13 protein-coding genes are annotated in these 13,844 nt (G+C 71.0%); 9 read left to right on the top strand and 4 right to left on the bottom strand.

Annotation, left to right across the window (positions count from 1 at the left end; translation table 11 throughout):
- Window positions 1-387: 387 nt before the first annotated feature.
- Complete coding sequence (locus tag ACFY1E_RS16300) at window positions 388-1,125, top strand: ferritin-like fold-containing protein (RefSeq protein ID WP_351483548.1); 738 nt, start codon at window positions 388-390, stop codon at window positions 1,123-1,125.
- Between the two features lie 102 nt (window positions 1,126-1,227).
- Here the strand turns inward: ACFY1E_RS16300 and ACFY1E_RS16295 are convergent, their stop codons facing one another.
- The 4 genes from ACFY1E_RS16295 to ACFY1E_RS16280 form a co-directional block, all read right to left on the bottom strand.
- A complete protein-coding gene (locus tag ACFY1E_RS16295) occupies window positions 1,228-1,497 on the bottom strand; it encodes a hypothetical protein (RefSeq protein WP_389076936.1) in 270 nt (89 codons plus the stop codon).
- Between the two features lie 193 nt (window positions 1,498-1,690).
- Window positions 1,691-1,918 (bottom strand): DUF3107 domain-containing protein, encoded by a 228-nt coding sequence (locus ACFY1E_RS16290; protein WP_030929216.1) that lies wholly within the window; start codon window positions 1,916-1,918, stop codon window positions 1,691-1,693.
- A 152-nt stretch (window positions 1,919-2,070) separates the two neighbouring features.
- Entirely contained in the window at window positions 2,071-2,715 is a 645-nt protein-coding gene (locus ACFY1E_RS16285) for a TetR/AcrR family transcriptional regulator (protein ID WP_115906081.1), read from the bottom strand.
- Between the two features lie 205 nt (window positions 2,716-2,920).
- Window positions 2,921-3,145, bottom strand: a complete 225-nt coding sequence (locus tag ACFY1E_RS16280) for a hypothetical protein (protein ID WP_389076166.1) — start codon at window positions 3,143-3,145, stop codon at window positions 2,921-2,923.
- A 164-nt stretch (window positions 3,146-3,309) separates the two neighbouring features.
- Between ACFY1E_RS16280 and ACFY1E_RS16275 the strand changes: the two genes are divergently transcribed.
- The 8 genes from ACFY1E_RS16275 (at window position 3,310) to ACFY1E_RS16240 (ending at window position 13,511) form a co-directional block, all read left to right on the top strand.
- On the top strand, window positions 3,310-4,371 hold the full coding sequence (locus ACFY1E_RS16275) for an alpha/beta fold hydrolase (RefSeq protein WP_389076164.1): 1,062 nt from the start codon (window positions 3,310-3,312) through the stop codon (window positions 4,369-4,371).
- Window positions 4,372-4,436: 65 nt separating this feature from the next.
- The gene (locus ACFY1E_RS16270; RefSeq protein WP_389076934.1) at window positions 4,437-5,681 is read left to right on the top strand and encodes a DUF3152 domain-containing protein; all 1,245 of its coding nucleotides are present in this window, start codon (window positions 4,437-4,439) and stop codon (window positions 5,679-5,681) included.
- Between the two features lie 56 nt (window positions 5,682-5,737).
- A complete protein-coding gene (locus tag ACFY1E_RS16265; RefSeq protein ID WP_311736786.1) occupies window positions 5,738-5,830 on the top strand; it encodes an Ms4533A family Cys-rich leader peptide in 93 nt (30 codons plus the stop codon).
- Window positions 5,831-6,014: 184 nt separating this feature from the next.
- The gene (locus ACFY1E_RS16260) at window positions 6,015-7,733 is read left to right on the top strand and encodes an ABC transporter substrate-binding protein (protein ID WP_389076161.1); all 1,719 of its coding nucleotides are present in this window, start codon (window positions 6,015-6,017) and stop codon (window positions 7,731-7,733) included.
- A gap of 4 nt (window positions 7,734-7,737) precedes the next feature.
- The gene (locus tag ACFY1E_RS16255; RefSeq protein WP_389076159.1) at window positions 7,738-8,742 is read left to right on the top strand and encodes an ABC transporter permease; all 1,005 of its coding nucleotides are present in this window, start codon (window positions 7,738-7,740) and stop codon (window positions 8,740-8,742) included.
- Complete coding sequence (locus tag ACFY1E_RS16250; protein ID WP_389076157.1) at window positions 8,739-9,737, top strand: ABC transporter permease; 999 nt, start codon at window positions 8,739-8,741, stop codon at window positions 9,735-9,737. The genes ACFY1E_RS16255 and ACFY1E_RS16250 overlap by 4 nt, the downstream gene beginning before the upstream one ends.
- Window positions 9,734-11,596, top strand: a complete 1,863-nt coding sequence (locus ACFY1E_RS16245; RefSeq protein WP_389076155.1) for a dipeptide ABC transporter ATP-binding protein — start codon at window positions 9,734-9,736, stop codon at window positions 11,594-11,596. Before ACFY1E_RS16250 ends, ACFY1E_RS16245 begins: the two co-directional genes overlap by 4 nt.
- Window positions 11,597-11,786: 190 nt before the next feature.
- The gene (locus ACFY1E_RS16240) at window positions 11,787-13,511 is read left to right on the top strand and encodes a DUF3492 domain-containing protein (protein WP_389076153.1); all 1,725 of its coding nucleotides are present in this window, start codon (window positions 11,787-11,789) and stop codon (window positions 13,509-13,511) included.
- Window positions 13,512-13,844 lie beyond the last annotated feature (333 nt).

Genomic DNA, 13,844 nt, shown 5'->3' with positions numbered 1-13,844 from the left:
GGTAGTCAGGGTGCTGCCTCTTCTGTGTGCGCGGTGCGAGGCGAGCGCGGGGGGTCTTTGACGGACCGTGCCGGGGACGTCGGCTGCCTTACGGGCTTGCCGTAGGGCACGGGACCACTGCCGACGCTCTAGCGCTCGTACCGCTGAGGGTGTCCCTCCGGACGCCGTACGCAATGTGCCGTACGGGCTTGGAGGGCTGTCGGGTCGGAGCCGATCGGGCCACCGACCGGGCATCCTCATACGTGCGGCCCGTCGAGTACTCGGCAGGCGCATTACCACCATACCCCGGAATCACGCACATGCGATGGCCGATTTGGTCACGTAGCCGTCATCACACTGATTGACCAGGGACTTCCAGGGCTCGGCAAGCGGACTATTGTGCGCTTCATGACGACGCCTGACAACACCTCTGACGCACCCGCCGAGCAGACCGGAGTGGCCGCCCAGGACTGGGGCCGGGCCTCCGCGGACCCCCAGTACCGGGCAGCGGTCGTCGACCTCCTCGGTGCCCTCGCGTACGGCGAACTCGCGGCGTTCGAGCGGCTCGCGGAGGACGCCAAGCTGGCGCCGACGCTGGCGGACAAGGCGGAGCTGGCCAAGATGGCCTCGGCGGAGTTCCACCACTTCGAGCGGCTGCGCGACCGGCTCACGGAGATCGGCGAGGAGCCCACGCGCGCGATGGAGCCGTTCGTCGCCGCGCTGGACGGCTTCCACAAGCAGACGGCGCCCTCGGACTGGCTGGAGGGGCTCGTGAAGGCCTACGTCGGCGACTCGATCGCCAGTGACTTCTACCGCGAGGTCGCCGCACGGCTCGACTCGGACTCGCGTGAGCTGGTGCTGGCCGTCCTCGACGACACCGGGCACGCCGGTTTCGCCGTGGAGAAGGTGCGCGCCGCGATCGACGCCGACCCGCGCGTGGGCGGCCGTCTCGCCCTGTGGGCCCGGCGTCTCATGGGCGAGGCCCTGTCCCAGTCCCAGCGGGTGGTCGCGGACCGCGACGCGCTGTCGACGATGCTCGTCGGCGGCGTCGCGGACGGCTTCGACCTCGCCGAGGTCGGCCGGATGTTCTCGCGGATCACCGAGGCCCACACCAAGCGGATGGCCGCCCTGGGGCTCGCCGCCTAGCTTTCGCTTCCCCGGTCGTCCCGGTCGTCCCGGTCGTCCCGGTCTTCCTCGTCGTCCCGGTCTTCCTCGTCGTCCCGGTCTTCCTCGTCGTCCCGGTCGGGATTACGCCGGCGCTGATCGCCGGCGGAGTCTCCCGGCCGGGCGCACCAGCAGGGAGAGCGAGGCCGCGGAGACGATCGCCGCGCCGAGCAGGATCAGCAGGAAGTTGCCCGGGTCCAGCGCGCTGTGGGTGACGAAGGCGCCGAAGAGGGCGCCGGCCACACCGGTCGCGAGCACCAGCGAACGGGTGGGCAGACGCTCGGAAAGACGGTGGATCGCCGCCCCTGCCAGCACGAGACCGAGAAGTGCGGAGCCGAGCGCTTCGAACAACATCATGGAGTCCCTCCCACACGGCCACACTGCCGATCACGGTCGTAGCCCGTCATACCCGTGACCTGCGGAATGCAATCCTCCCCTGTGCGCGACTTGTGCTCCAGTTGTGGAGAAAAAAATCTCGGGGGGAAGCGAGAGGGGCCCGGCGACCATCGGTCGCCGGGCCCCTCTCCAGTGATGTGCTGTTGTGTGCCTACAGCGCTCCGAAACCCACCTTGCGCGGGGCCGGCTCGCCGAGCTCGACGTAGGCGAGGCGCTCGGCCGGGACGAGGACCTTGCGGCCGTGCTCGTCCACGAGGGTCAGCAGCTGTGACTTCCCGGCCAGTGCCTCGGCCACGACCCGCTCGACCTCCTCGGCACTCTGACCGCTCTCCAGAACGATCTCGCGGGGCGCGTGCTGCACGCCGATCTTGACCTCCACGGCTATGTCCCTCCGACGGTCAGTGAAGTGCGCGACCTTTACGCGCCGTACCCAGCACACATTAGCCCGGTGAGGGGACGTACACCCTCCGCGCCTGCACGCCAGGAGCGAACAGCGGACGGGAACAAACGGCCTGTACGCGCGCGTGCGGGTCAGTGGTGCTGTTCGGTGCCGTGCAGCGGGAAGCCCGCGATACCGCGCCAGGCGAGCGAGGTCAGCAGCTGCACCGCCTGGTCGCGCGGCACGCTGCGGTCGCTGTGCAGCCAGGACCGGGCCACCACCTGGGCGAGGCCGCCGAGACCGGAGGCCAGCAGCATCGCCTCCGCGGGTGAGAGGCCGGTGTCCTCGGCGATCACGTCACGGATCGCCTCCGCGCACTCGTTCGTGACCTTGTCGACGCGCTCGCGCACCGCGGGCTCGTTCGTCAGGTCCGACTCGAAGACCAGGCGGAAGGCACCGCCGTCGTCCTCGACGTATGCGAAGTAGGCGTCCATCGTCGCCCGCACGCGCTGCTTGTTGTCGCTCGTCGAGGCGAGTGCCCCGCGAACCGCCCCGATCAGCGACTCGCAGTGCTGGTCCAGCAGCGCGAGATAGAGGTCGAGCTTGCCCGGGAAGTGCTGGTAGAGCACCGGCTTGCTGACGCCGGCGCGCTCCGCGATGTCGTCCATCGCGGCCGCGTGGTACCCCTGCGCCACAAAGACTTCCTGTGCGGCGCCCAGCAACTGGTTCCGTCGGGCACGGCGCGGCAGGCGCGTGCCCCGCGGGCGTGCCGCCTCTGTCTGCTCGATGGCTGTCACGCCGCCTCCCAAAATCGTCCACATGCGGTGTGCGCCGCGCGGCCATCGTACTTTTCGGTAACCCTGTCGTGCGCGGTGCGAGCGCAGAATTTCACGGACCGGACGGCGGCGAAAGCCGTACAAAGGGTTTCAGAGCACGCCGAAGCGGGCAGCGGGTCACCCCGTTCCAGCTCAGCGCCGCCCTCCGCCGCCCCGTAAGCGCTTGTCAGCGGTAGTCGTCCTCGTCGATGGAGACGACACGGCGCTGCTCGACGAGGTCGGCCTCGTTCGCACGGGCCGGGTCCACGTCCTCGAGGGGTTCGTCGCGGTCGGGCGCCAGCCCGGTGTGCTGTTCCGCGGCGTCGTTCTCGGGGGCCTCGACGTCGATCTCCTGGGCTTCCTGCGCGTCCTCGTCCTCGAACGTCTCGGGGTCGGTGGGGTCTACGGCCATGGCTGGGCTCCCTTCCTACGACTGTCCCTGGAAGAAGCAGGGACCACAGCGGGTGCCCTCTTTACGAGCCTAGGAGACACCCGATCCGGACGCTATGTGTTGCGCATGCGATCTGTGACGGCGAACACATGAGTCACTGCGTGATCGTCTCGTAACATTGCCGCATGTCTTCGACCGAGCTGCCCTCCGTGCCGGCGACCACAGCGCTCCCGAAGGTGGCGCCCGTCAGGGTCGCGGACGGTGAGCGGCTCAGGTCGGTCGGGCTGCCGGGGATCACGCTGTCGGTGCGGTCGAGACCGCCGGCCCGTGAGGGACTGCCGCCCGCGCTGTACGTCCACGGCCTCGGCGGCTCCTCGCAGAACTGGTCGGCGCTGATGCAGCAGCTGGAGGGCGTCGTCGACGGCGAGGCGATCGACCTGCCGGGCTTCGGCGACTCCCCGCCGCCGGACGACGGCGACTACTCGGTGACCGGGCACGCGCGCGCGGTCATCCGTTTCCTCGACGCGGCCGGACGCGGGCCCGTGCACCTGTTCGGCAACTCGCTCGGCGGTGCCGTCAGCACCCGCGTCGCGGCCCTGCGGCCCGACCTCGTGCGGACGCTCACGCTGGTGTCGCCGGCGCTCCCGGAGATCCGCGTCCAGCGGACCGCGGTCCCCACGGCGCTGCTGGCGCTGCCCGGTGTCACCGCGCTCTTCACCCGGTTCACCAAGGAGTGGTCCGCGGAGGAGCGGGTCCGCGGGGTCACGGCGCTCTGCTACGGCGACCCCGGGCGGGTGACGCCGGAAGGTTTCCGCAATGCGGTCGAGGAGATGGAACGGCGCCTCCAACTGCCGTACTTCTGGGACGCTTTGACGCGTTCCGCACGCGGGGTGGTGAACGCCTACACGCTGGGTGGCCAGCACGGCCTGTGGCGCCAGGCCGAGCGCGTCCTCGCCCCGACCCTGCTCGTCTACGGCGGCCGGGACCAGCTCGTCGGCTTCCGCATGGCCCAGCGGGCGGCCCGCGCCTTCCGCGACTCCCGGCTGCTCACCCTGCCGGACGCGGGGCATGTGGCGATGATGGAGTACCCGGACACGGTGGCCCGGGCCTTCTGCGAACTCCTCGGTGAGACAGGACAGTTGGCCGGCGGAGTCCCGGCCGGTGACCCGGTGACCGCGTTTTCCCCCGACGGAGGTGGTCCGGTCGTCGACGACGGCGAGGCCGCCGCCGAGAGTGCGGGGAGCTGAGGGTCGACGTGGGACGCCACAGCCGCCGCGGAGGCGCCGCCGCCGCGAAGGGTGACGCCGCTGACATGGGTGCGGGGGGCCGCCGGATGACCGGGCCGTCGGGCGGGCAGCAGCGGGCTCCGGGGTACGGGGCACCGAGGACGGGCGACGGTACGCCTGCCCATGGGGTGCCCCGGTTCCCCGACGGCACCCCCGCGCACGGCACCCCCCAGGTCCGCGGCGGTCACCCCGAGCAGCGTGAAGCCGGTGGCGGATGGGGTGAGTTGAGGGGGCCGGGCAGCGGTACCGGTCCCGGTGCGGCCATACCGCGGCAGCGGCAGGCGGCGTCCCGTGGGCCGCGGCAGGACTATCTCGAAGCCTTCGACGAGGACGACGACGTCTTCGCGCCCCGCACCGCTGTCGCGGCGCACGCCTCGGACCAGTACGCCTCCGTCACCGACCGGGGCCCCGGCACCGGTGTCGGCGTGCCCTCCGAGGCCGATGACGACGAGCCGCCCACCGGCGTACCCGCGCAGACCAGAGGCAGCAAGGGCCGGACGTTCACCGGTATCGCGGCGGCCGCCGTCACCACCGTGCTGGCCGTCGTCGTCGCCGGCCAGGTCACCAACGGACGCGAGACCACCGACCTCGGGACGCGGTCGGCCACCGACCAGGCACGCGACGCCCGGGACTCGGGGCCGTCGCCCACCTCCTCGGCCGGCGTGGCGACGCTGACGTACGCGCAGGCGATGGGGGAGAAGTACCCGCTCAGCGCCACGCTCAAGGGGTCGGGGAAGTTCGATGCGGTTCCGGGGTTCGACAAGGCGCCGGGCACCGGGCAGAAGTACACCTACCGCGTGGACGTGGAGCAGGGGCTCGGGCTCGACGGTGCGCTCTTCGCCGAAGCCGTGCAGAAGACACTCAACGACGACCGGAGCTGGGCCCACCACGGCGCCCGCACCTTCGAGCGCATCTACACCGGCAAGCCCGACTTCGTGATCACGCTCGCCAGCCCCGGGACGACCGCGAAATGGTGCGCGAAGTCCGGGCTCGACACGACCGAGGACAATGTCTCGTGCGACTCGGCCGCCACCGAGCGTGTGATGATCAACGCATACAGATGGGCGCAGGGATCGAAGACGTACGGTGATCAAATTCACGCCTACCGGCAGATGTTGATCAATCACGAGGTGGGTCACCGGCTCGGCCACAGCCACGTCACCTGCACCAGGAACGGCCAGCTCGCGCCGGTCATGCAGCAGCAGACCAAGTTCCTCGACCACGACGGGATCCACTGTCTGCCCAACCCCTGGCCTTATCCCGGGAGTTGACGGGCACCTCATATGTCACGTTGACATGCGCAGAAAGTTCATACATATTTCTGGGCATGTCGACCCCCCACGCCTCCGACCGCGCCGCCATCGAGCTGGCGCTCATCGGCGTGACCCCGCTCTGCGTGGCCGACATCCACTGTCGCTGACGCTCGCCCTTCGGCGTTCGCGTCGCCATCTCTTTCTCCCTCCGTGACTCGGTCACGGTTTTCGACGACCTGACGCCTGGGCAGAGGTCTGTTCGCTTCCGTCTCACTCCTCGTCCATCCGTCTCACCATTCGGGCTTGTCCTGGTTTCACCGGCCCGAACCACTCCGAGAGGTCGTCATTCCGATGCGTCAACCGTCCGTCAGAGCGCGCCGCGTGGCCGCGGCATCCGTAGGCCTGGTCCTGGCAGCGGGCGCCGCCGCCTGCGGGCCGAAGGACAACGATGCCAAGGGCTCCGGTGGCGACTCCACGCCGCACAAGGGCGGCACCCTCACGGTGCTGAACTCCGTCGCCCAGGAGAACTTCGACCCGGCCCGCCTGTACACCTCCGGCGGCGGCAACGTCCCCTCCCTGGTCTTCCGTACGCTCACCACCCGCAACCGCGAGAACGGCGCGGCCGGTGCCAAGGTCGTCCCGGACCTCGCCACCGACACCGGGCGCCCCGACAAGGACGCGACCGTGTGGACGTACACCCTGAAGAAGGGCCTCAAGTACGAGGACGGCACCGCGATCACGTCCGCCGACATCAAGTACGGCATCGAGCGCTCCTTCGCGCCCGAACTGTCCGGCGGCGCCCCCTACTTGAGGGACTGGCTGGTCGGCGCGGCGGACTACCAGGGGCCGTACAAGGACAAGAAGGGCCTGTCGGCGATCGAGACGCCGGATGCCCGGACCATCGTCTTCCATCTGAACAAGCCCGAGGGCGAGTTCCCGTACCTGGCCACGCAGACGCAGTTCACGCCCGTCCCGAAGAGCAAGGACACGGGTACGAAGTACGCGGAGCACCCGGTCTCGTCCGGCCCGTACAAGGTCGTGAAGAACGAGAACAACGGCGAGCACCTCCTCCTCGAGCGCAACCCTTACTGGTCGACGGCGACGGACGCCGAGCGCAAGGCCTACCCGGACAAGGTCGACGTGAAGTCGGGTCTGGACTCGTCCGTGATCAACCAGCGGCTCTCGGCCTCCCAGGGCGCGGACGCGGCCGCCGTCACCACGGACACCAACCTCGGCCCGGCCGAACTCGCCAAGGTGACGGGCGACAAGGAGCTCGCCTCGCGCGTCGGCACCGGCCACTTCGGCTACACGAACTACATAGCGTTCAACCCGACCGTCAAGCCGTTCGACAACGTCAAGGTGCGGCAGGCGATCTCGTACGCCATCGACCGGTCGTCCGTGATCAACGCGGCGGGCGGCTCCGCGCTCGCCGAGGCCGCCACCACCTACCTGCCCGACCAGAAGTCCTTCGGCTACACGCCGTACGACCTCTTCCCGGCGGGGAAGACGGGCAACCCGGCGAAGGCCAAGGAGCTGCTGGCGCAGGCCGGTTACAAGAACGGGCTCACCGTCACGCTGACGCACTCCAACGCCAAGAACTTCGAGACCAGCCCGGAGATCGCGACCGCCGTCCAGGACGCGCTCAAGCAGGCCGGCATCACGGTCAAGCTGCAGGGGCTGGAGGACAACGACTACCGGGACAAGATCCACAACGTGAAGACCGAGCCCGGGTTCTTCCTCGCCCACTGGGGTGCCGACTGGCCCTCCGGCGGTCCCTTCCTGGCTCCGATCTTCGACGGCCGGCAGATCGTGAAGGACGGCGCGAACTTCAACTCGGGCCTGCTCAATGACAAGTCGGTCAATGCCGAGATTGACGCGATCAACAAGTTGACCGATCTTGACGCTGCCGCCAAGAGGTGGGGTGCACTGGACAAGAAGATCGGCGAGCAGGCGCTGACCGTGCCGCTGTTCCACCCGGTCTACAAGCGCCTGGTCGGCAAGGACATCAGGAACGTCGTGATCAGCGACTGGACCGGTGTGCTGGACATCTCGCAGGTCGCGGTGAAGTAGCGCCGTGAGCGAGGCACTTGTCGCCACCCAGGTCCCCGAGGTCTCCTCCTCGGGGGCCTCGGGGGCCCGTCTGTTCTGGCGTCGGCTGCGCACGCAGCGCGCCGCCCTCGTCGCGGCGGCCGTCGTCGCGCTGCTGGTCCTGGTCGCGCTCGCCGCACCCCTCCTCACCGCCCTCGAGGGCCAGGACCCCACCACGTACCACCCCTCGCTCGTCGACTCCGCGCGCGGCGGCGTGCCGACCGGCTCCTTCGGGGGCATCCGCGGGGACCACTGGCTCGGTGTCGAACCGCAGACCGGGCGGGATCTGTTCGCCCGGCTGGTGTACGGGGCGCGGGTCTCGCTGGGGGTCGCACTCGCCGCGACGGTCATCCAGGTCGTCGTGGGTGTGGTGATGGGCATCGCCTCCGCACTCGGCCGTGGATGGGTTGATCAACTGTTGAGCCGGATCACCGACATCTTCGTCGCCATGCCATTGATGATCATGTCGTTGGCCCTGCTCGCGATCGTCCCGGCGAGCTTCCCGCGACCTGTGCTGGTCACCCTGGTCATCGGGTTCATCGCCTGGGGCAACATCGCCAAGATCGTGCGCGCCCAGACGCTCACCCTGAAGGGGCTCGACTACGTCTCCGCCGCGCGGCTCAGCGGCTGGGGCACCTGGCGCATCGCCCGCAGGGAGTTGCTGCCGGGGCTCGCCGCGCCGGTCATCACGTACGCAGCGATCCTCATGCCGGTCAACATCAGCATCGAGGCCGCCCTGTCCTTCCTCGGCGTCGGAGTGAAGCCGCCGACGCCGTCCTGGGGACAGATGCTCACCGCAGCGGACGTCTGGTACCAGGCGGCCCCGCAGTACCTGCTGCTCCCGGCGGGCTCGCTGTTCGTCACCGTCCTCGCGCTGACCGTCCTCGGCGACGGTGTCCGCGTCGCCCTGGACCCGCGCGCGGCCTCGCGCCTGAGCGTCGGAACGGGCAGCAGGCGTGAGGCCAAGGCCGACAAGGAGGAAACCGCATGAGCGGCTTCGGAGGCTTCCTCCTGCGTCGCACCCTCGGCGCCGTGGTGACCCTGCTGGCCATCTCGGTGATCGTCTACGTCGTCTTCTACGCCACGCCCGGCAACGTCGCGCAGATCACCTGCGGCCCGCGCTGCTCCCCGGAGCAGGTGCACCAGGTGGCGCAGCAGCTGAAGCTCGGCGATCCGCTGTACCTGCGCTACTGGCACTTCCTGGAAGGCCTGGTCATCGGCCAGGACTACTCCACGGGCACCTCGGTGGAGCACTGCCCGGCCCCTTGCCTCGGGCTCTCCTACCAGAGCGACCAGCAGGTCATGGCCATCATCCTCACGAAGCTCCCGGTGAGCCTCTCGCTCGTGCTCGGCGCGATGGTGCTGTGGCTGGTGCTCGGCGTCGGTACCGGTGTCCTCTCCGCCTGGCGGCGCGGCCGGCTCACCGAGCGGGTGCTGACCGCCCTCACCCTGGCGGGCTGGGCCACGCCGGTCTTCGTCATCGGGCTGGTCCTGATGATCGTCGTCTGCGGCGAACTCCAACTGCTGCCCTTCCCGCAGTACGTGAACTTCACCGACGACCCCGAGCAGTGGGCGTGGAACCTGCTCCTGCCCTGGCTCTCGCTCGCCCTCGTCGAGGCCGCGGCGTTCGCCCGGCTGACCAGGTCGTCGATGCTGGAGACCCTGGCCGAGGACCACATCCGCACGTTCCGGGCCTACGGCGTCGCGGAGCGGACGATCGTGGGACGGCATGCGCTGCGCGGGGCGCTGGCGCCCGTCATCGCGCTGAACGCCAACAACGTCGGCTCAGCGATCGGCGGCGCCGTGCTCACCGAGACCCTCTTCGGCCTCCCCGGCATCGGCCAGGAACTCGTCCACGCCGTCAATGTGGTCGACCTGCCGGTCGTCGTCGGCATGGTCCTGGTGATCGGCTTCTTCGTGGTCCTCGCCAACGCCGTCGCGGACGTGCTGTACGCGGTGGCCGACCGACGGGTGGTACTGACGTGAGTCTCGTCCAAGTCACGGATATCTCCGTCGAGTTCGGCGACCTGCGGGCCGTCGACGGCCTCTCCTTCCGCCTGGAACAGGGCGCCGCCCTGGCCCTGGTCGGCGAGTCCGGCTCCGGGAAGTCCACCGTCGCCGCGGCGCTGCTGGGGCTGCACCGCGGCACGGGCGCGCGGGTCGGCGGCTCGATCGAGGTCGCCGGCACCGACGTACAGCACGCATCGGACGACGAACTGCGGCGGCTGCGCGGCGCAAAGGCCGCGATGGTCTTCCAGGATCCCCTGTCGTCCCTCGACCCGTACTACGCGATCGGCGACCAGATCGCCGAGGTGTACCGCGTGCACACGCGCGGGTCACGACGGGCGGCACGCGCGCGTGCGGTGGAGGTGCTCGACCGGGTGGGCATTCCGGATGCACGGCGCCGGTCCCGTTCCCGGCCGCACGAGTTCAGCGGCGGCATGCGCCAGCGCGCACTCATCGCCATGGCACTCGCCTGCGAGCCCGAGCTGCTGATCGCCGACGAGCCGACCACCGCGCTCGACGTCACCGTCCAGGCCCAGATCCTCGACCTGCTGCACACCCTGCGCGAGGAGACGGGCATGGGGCTGCTGCTCGTCACGCACGACGTGGGCGTCGCCGCCGAGAGCGTCGACGAGGTCCTCGTCATGCGGCACGGGCGCGTGGTCGAACACGGACCGGTCACGGACGTACTGGACGCGCCGACGGAGCCCTACACACGGGCCCTCCTGGCAGCGGTCCCGCGCGTGGACGCGCGGCGGACGACACCCGGGGCCCTCCCGCAGTCCGCGGCGGGCCACGGCGGGATCGCCCTGCCGGAGGTTCCGGCGGAGGGCATGCAGCCCAGTTCGTCGGGGGAGGGCGGGCCGCTGTCCGCGGGTGCTGCGTCCGGGGCCGGCGAGACGGCCTCTTCGGGTGCTCCGGTGCGGGGCGCCCGGGCCGGCTCCTCGGGGGACGGCGGCTCGTCGAGCGCTTCGGCGGAGGGCACCCAGGCTGCCTCCCCGGCCACCGGGACGGAGGACGCCCGGGGTGTCTCTTCGGGCGCTACCGGGGACGTGGTCCTGGAGGCGGCCGGGCTGCGGCGCGAATTCGGGCGCGGCAAGCGGGCGTTCGCCGCCGTGGACGACGTGTCGCTGACCCTCCGCCGCGGCGAGACCCTCGGCGTCGTCGGCGAGAGCGGCAGCGGCAAGACGACACTCGGGCGGATGCTGGTCGGGCTGTTGGAGCCGACCGCGGGTGAGGTCCGTTACGAGGGGCACGCGCGCGTGGGCGTGAATCCGGCCGTCCAGATGGTGTTCCAGGACCCCGTCTCCTCCCTCAACCCCCGTCGCAGCGTGGGCGAGTCGATCGCCGATCCGCTACGCGCGCGTGGAGAGCGGAACGAGAAGGCCATCCGGGACCGCGTGACGGAACTGCTGGAGCGCGTGGGGCTCGAAGGGACGCACTACGACCGGTACCCGCACGAGTTCAGCGGCGGCCAGCGCCAACGCGTGGGCATCGCCCGGGCACTCGCGGCCGACCCGCGCGTCATCGTCTGCGACGAGCCGGTCTCCGCGCTGGACGTGACCACGCAGGCCCAGGTGGTGGCCCTGCTCGGCGAGCTGCAGCGCGAACTCGGGCTCGCGCTCGTCTTCGTCGCCCACGACCTCGCCGTCGTACGGCAGGTCAGCGACCGGGTCGCGGTGATGTGCCGCGGCCGGATCGTCGAGTCCGGGCCCGCCGACGAGGTGTACGACAACCCCCAGGAGCCGTACACGCAGCAGCTGCTCGCCGCCGTACCGGCACTCGACCCGCAGGTCGCGGCCCGGCGCAGGGCCGCCCGGCGGGAACTGGCCGCCGCCTGACTTGACGTAACTGCTTGATCTCGTAGCGCGATCGAACGCGAACTGCACGGGAAAGTTACGACCGTTCACCCCTTTTGGTGGCGCGATGGACAACCGTCCGTCGCGCCACCGCCTTGTCCGCATACGTTCTTCCCGCTGCGAGCCGCCGGGTCAACGGCGGCTCCCCAGACGGGAGATCGGGGGTGCGTTCGTGCGCATCGGACTGCTTACGGAGGGTGGCTATCCGTATGTGAGCGGTGACGCCAGGCTCTGGTGCGACCGGCTCGTGCGTGGGCTCGGGCAGCACGAGTTCGACGTCTACGCGCTCAGCCGCAGCGAGCGCCAGGAGCGCGAGGGCTGGGTCGCGCTCCCGCCGCAGGTCGGCCGGGTACGGACGGCGCCGCTGTGGACGGCCGAGGACGACGGGACGAGCTACGGGCGCCGGGCGCGGCGCCGGTTCGCCGAGTGCTACGGAGAGTTGGCGGCCGCGCTGTGCTCGGGGAACGCCGGGGATCCTTCCGGCGCTTCGGAGGGGACCTCGGCCACTGAGGCGGACCGTTTCGGCAGCGCGCTGTACGGGCTCGCCGAACTCGCCCGCGACGAGCGCGGCCTGGTGGGAGCGCTCCGCTCCGAGGCCGCCGTACGAGCCCTGGAGCGCGCCTGTCGTGCGCCGGGCGCCCTGGGAGCGGCGCGGGAAGCGCGCGTACCGGATCTGCTCGCCGTCGCCGCCCACCTGGAACGAGCCCTGCGCCCCCTCTCGCTCGACTGGTACGAGGACGACGGACTCGGCTCGGCCGACCTGTGCCACGCGACGTCCGGCGGGCCCGCGGCCCTGGCCGGGCTGCTCGCCCGCCACTTCCACGGCGTACCCCTGCTGCTCACCGAGTACGGCGTGCGACTGCGCACCCACTACCTCGCCGCCACGGACGCGCCGCCCGCCGTACGGTCCCTGCTCGCCGCCTTCCACGGCAGGCTCGCCGCCGAGATCTACGACCGCGCCACGATCGTCACGCCCGGCAACGCGCACGCCCGCCGCTGGCAGGAACGGTGCGGCGCCGACCGAGCGAAGCTCCGCACGGTCTACCCGGGCATGGACGCCTCCCGCTTCGCCGAGGTCGGTGAGTCCCCGGAGTCCGCGGACCCCGACACGCTGGTCTGGGTCGGCCGCGTCGAACCCGCCAAGGACCTGGTGTCGCTGCTGCACGCGTTCGCGGAGATCCGCAAGGAGGCGCCGAAGACCCTGCTGCGGATCGTCGGTACCCCGGACGGCCCCGACGGCGAGGCCTACCTCGGGCACTGCCGGGCGCTGGCCGCGCAGCTCTTCCCCGACGAGGCGGCAGGGCTGCACGCCGTCGGTGACAACCCCGTGTCCTTCGAGGAGATCGGCGGCCCGGAGCTGCCGAGCCTGGCCGACGCGTACGCCGCCGGCGCCGTGACCGTGCTGTCCAGTGTCGTCGAGGGCTTCCCGATCAGCCTCGTCGAGGCGATGTTCTGCGGCCGCGCGACCGTCTCCACGGACGTCGGCGCGGTCGTGGAGGTCATCGGGGGCACGGGGCTCGTCGTACCGCCGCGCAACCCCCGGGCGCTCGCCGAGGCCTGCCTGGCGCTGCTGCGTGACCCCGAGCGCCGGGAGCGCCTGGGCGCCGCGGCACGCGCGCGGGCGCTCGAACTGTTCACCGTCGAGCAGAACACCACGGCATTTCACGGCATTTACCTGGAGGTCGTCTCACGCACCCCGGTGCGCCGCGTCGTCCTCGACCACACGGGAGAGCCCCAGCCGTTCGCCGTCCCCGCCGAGGCACACCTGCCCGGCCGCTGGACCCACCCGGACGCGCGCGTGGTGGCCCGCGGCGGCCCCGGCTGGGCCACGGCCACCCCGGTACGCGCGACGCCGCGACCCACACCCCCGATGCCGGCCACCGAGGGGGCGCGATGAGCGACCTGGGAGCACTGGACCGCCCTGGCACCCCGGACAGCCCCGGAGCCTGGGACGAACGGTCACAGGGATGGCTCACGGAAGAGCCCACCGGCCCGGACGCCACCGGAGGGGAGGCGGCACCTGGTGGACACGGCGGCGATGACGCCCTGGGATGCGCACGGGCCGACGCCGAAGGGCTGGGACGAGGGGGCGGCGATGTAAACGGTGAGTGCCTGGCCGGCGCGGGTGTTGAGGCCGGAGGTTTGGCACGCGTGCGTGGCGACGCCGAATCGCTGGCCCGCGCGGGTGTTGACGCCGAAGCCTCGGCACACAGGCGTGGCGCCCCCGAAC

Origin of the sequence: Streptomyces sp. NPDC001604, from assembly GCF_042893475.1 — a bacterium.
In the GTDB taxonomy this organism is placed as follows: Bacteria; Actinomycetota; Actinomycetes; order Streptomycetales; family Streptomycetaceae; genus Streptomyces.
The sequence above is the reverse complement of the archived record's forward strand: the minus strand, read 5'-3'. Positions and strand labels throughout refer to the sequence as shown.

Coding starts and splice junctions, on each gene's coding strand:
- ACFY1E_RS16300 (WP_351483548.1), top strand. CDS start 388: ATGACGACGCCTGACAACACCTCTGACGCACCCGCCGAGCAGACCGGA.
- ACFY1E_RS16295 (WP_389076936.1), bottom strand. CDS start 1,497: ATGTTGTTCGAAGCGCTCGGCTCCGCACTTCTCGGTCTCGTGCTGGCA.
- ACFY1E_RS16280 (WP_389076166.1), bottom strand. CDS start 3,145: ATGGCCGTAGACCCCACCGACCCCGAGACGTTCGAGGACGAGGACGCG.
- ACFY1E_RS16275 (WP_389076164.1), top strand. CDS start 3,310: ATGTCTTCGACCGAGCTGCCCTCCGTGCCGGCGACCACAGCGCTCCCG.
- ACFY1E_RS16270 (WP_389076934.1), top strand. CDS start 4,437: ATGGGTGCGGGGGGCCGCCGGATGACCGGGCCGTCGGGCGGGCAGCAG.
- ACFY1E_RS16265 (WP_311736786.1), top strand. CDS start 5,738: ATGTCGACCCCCCACGCCTCCGACCGCGCCGCCATCGAGCTGGCGCTC.
- ACFY1E_RS16260 (WP_389076161.1), top strand. CDS start 6,015: ATGCGTCAACCGTCCGTCAGAGCGCGCCGCGTGGCCGCGGCATCCGTA.
- ACFY1E_RS16250 (WP_389076157.1), top strand. CDS start 8,739: ATGAGCGGCTTCGGAGGCTTCCTCCTGCGTCGCACCCTCGGCGCCGTG.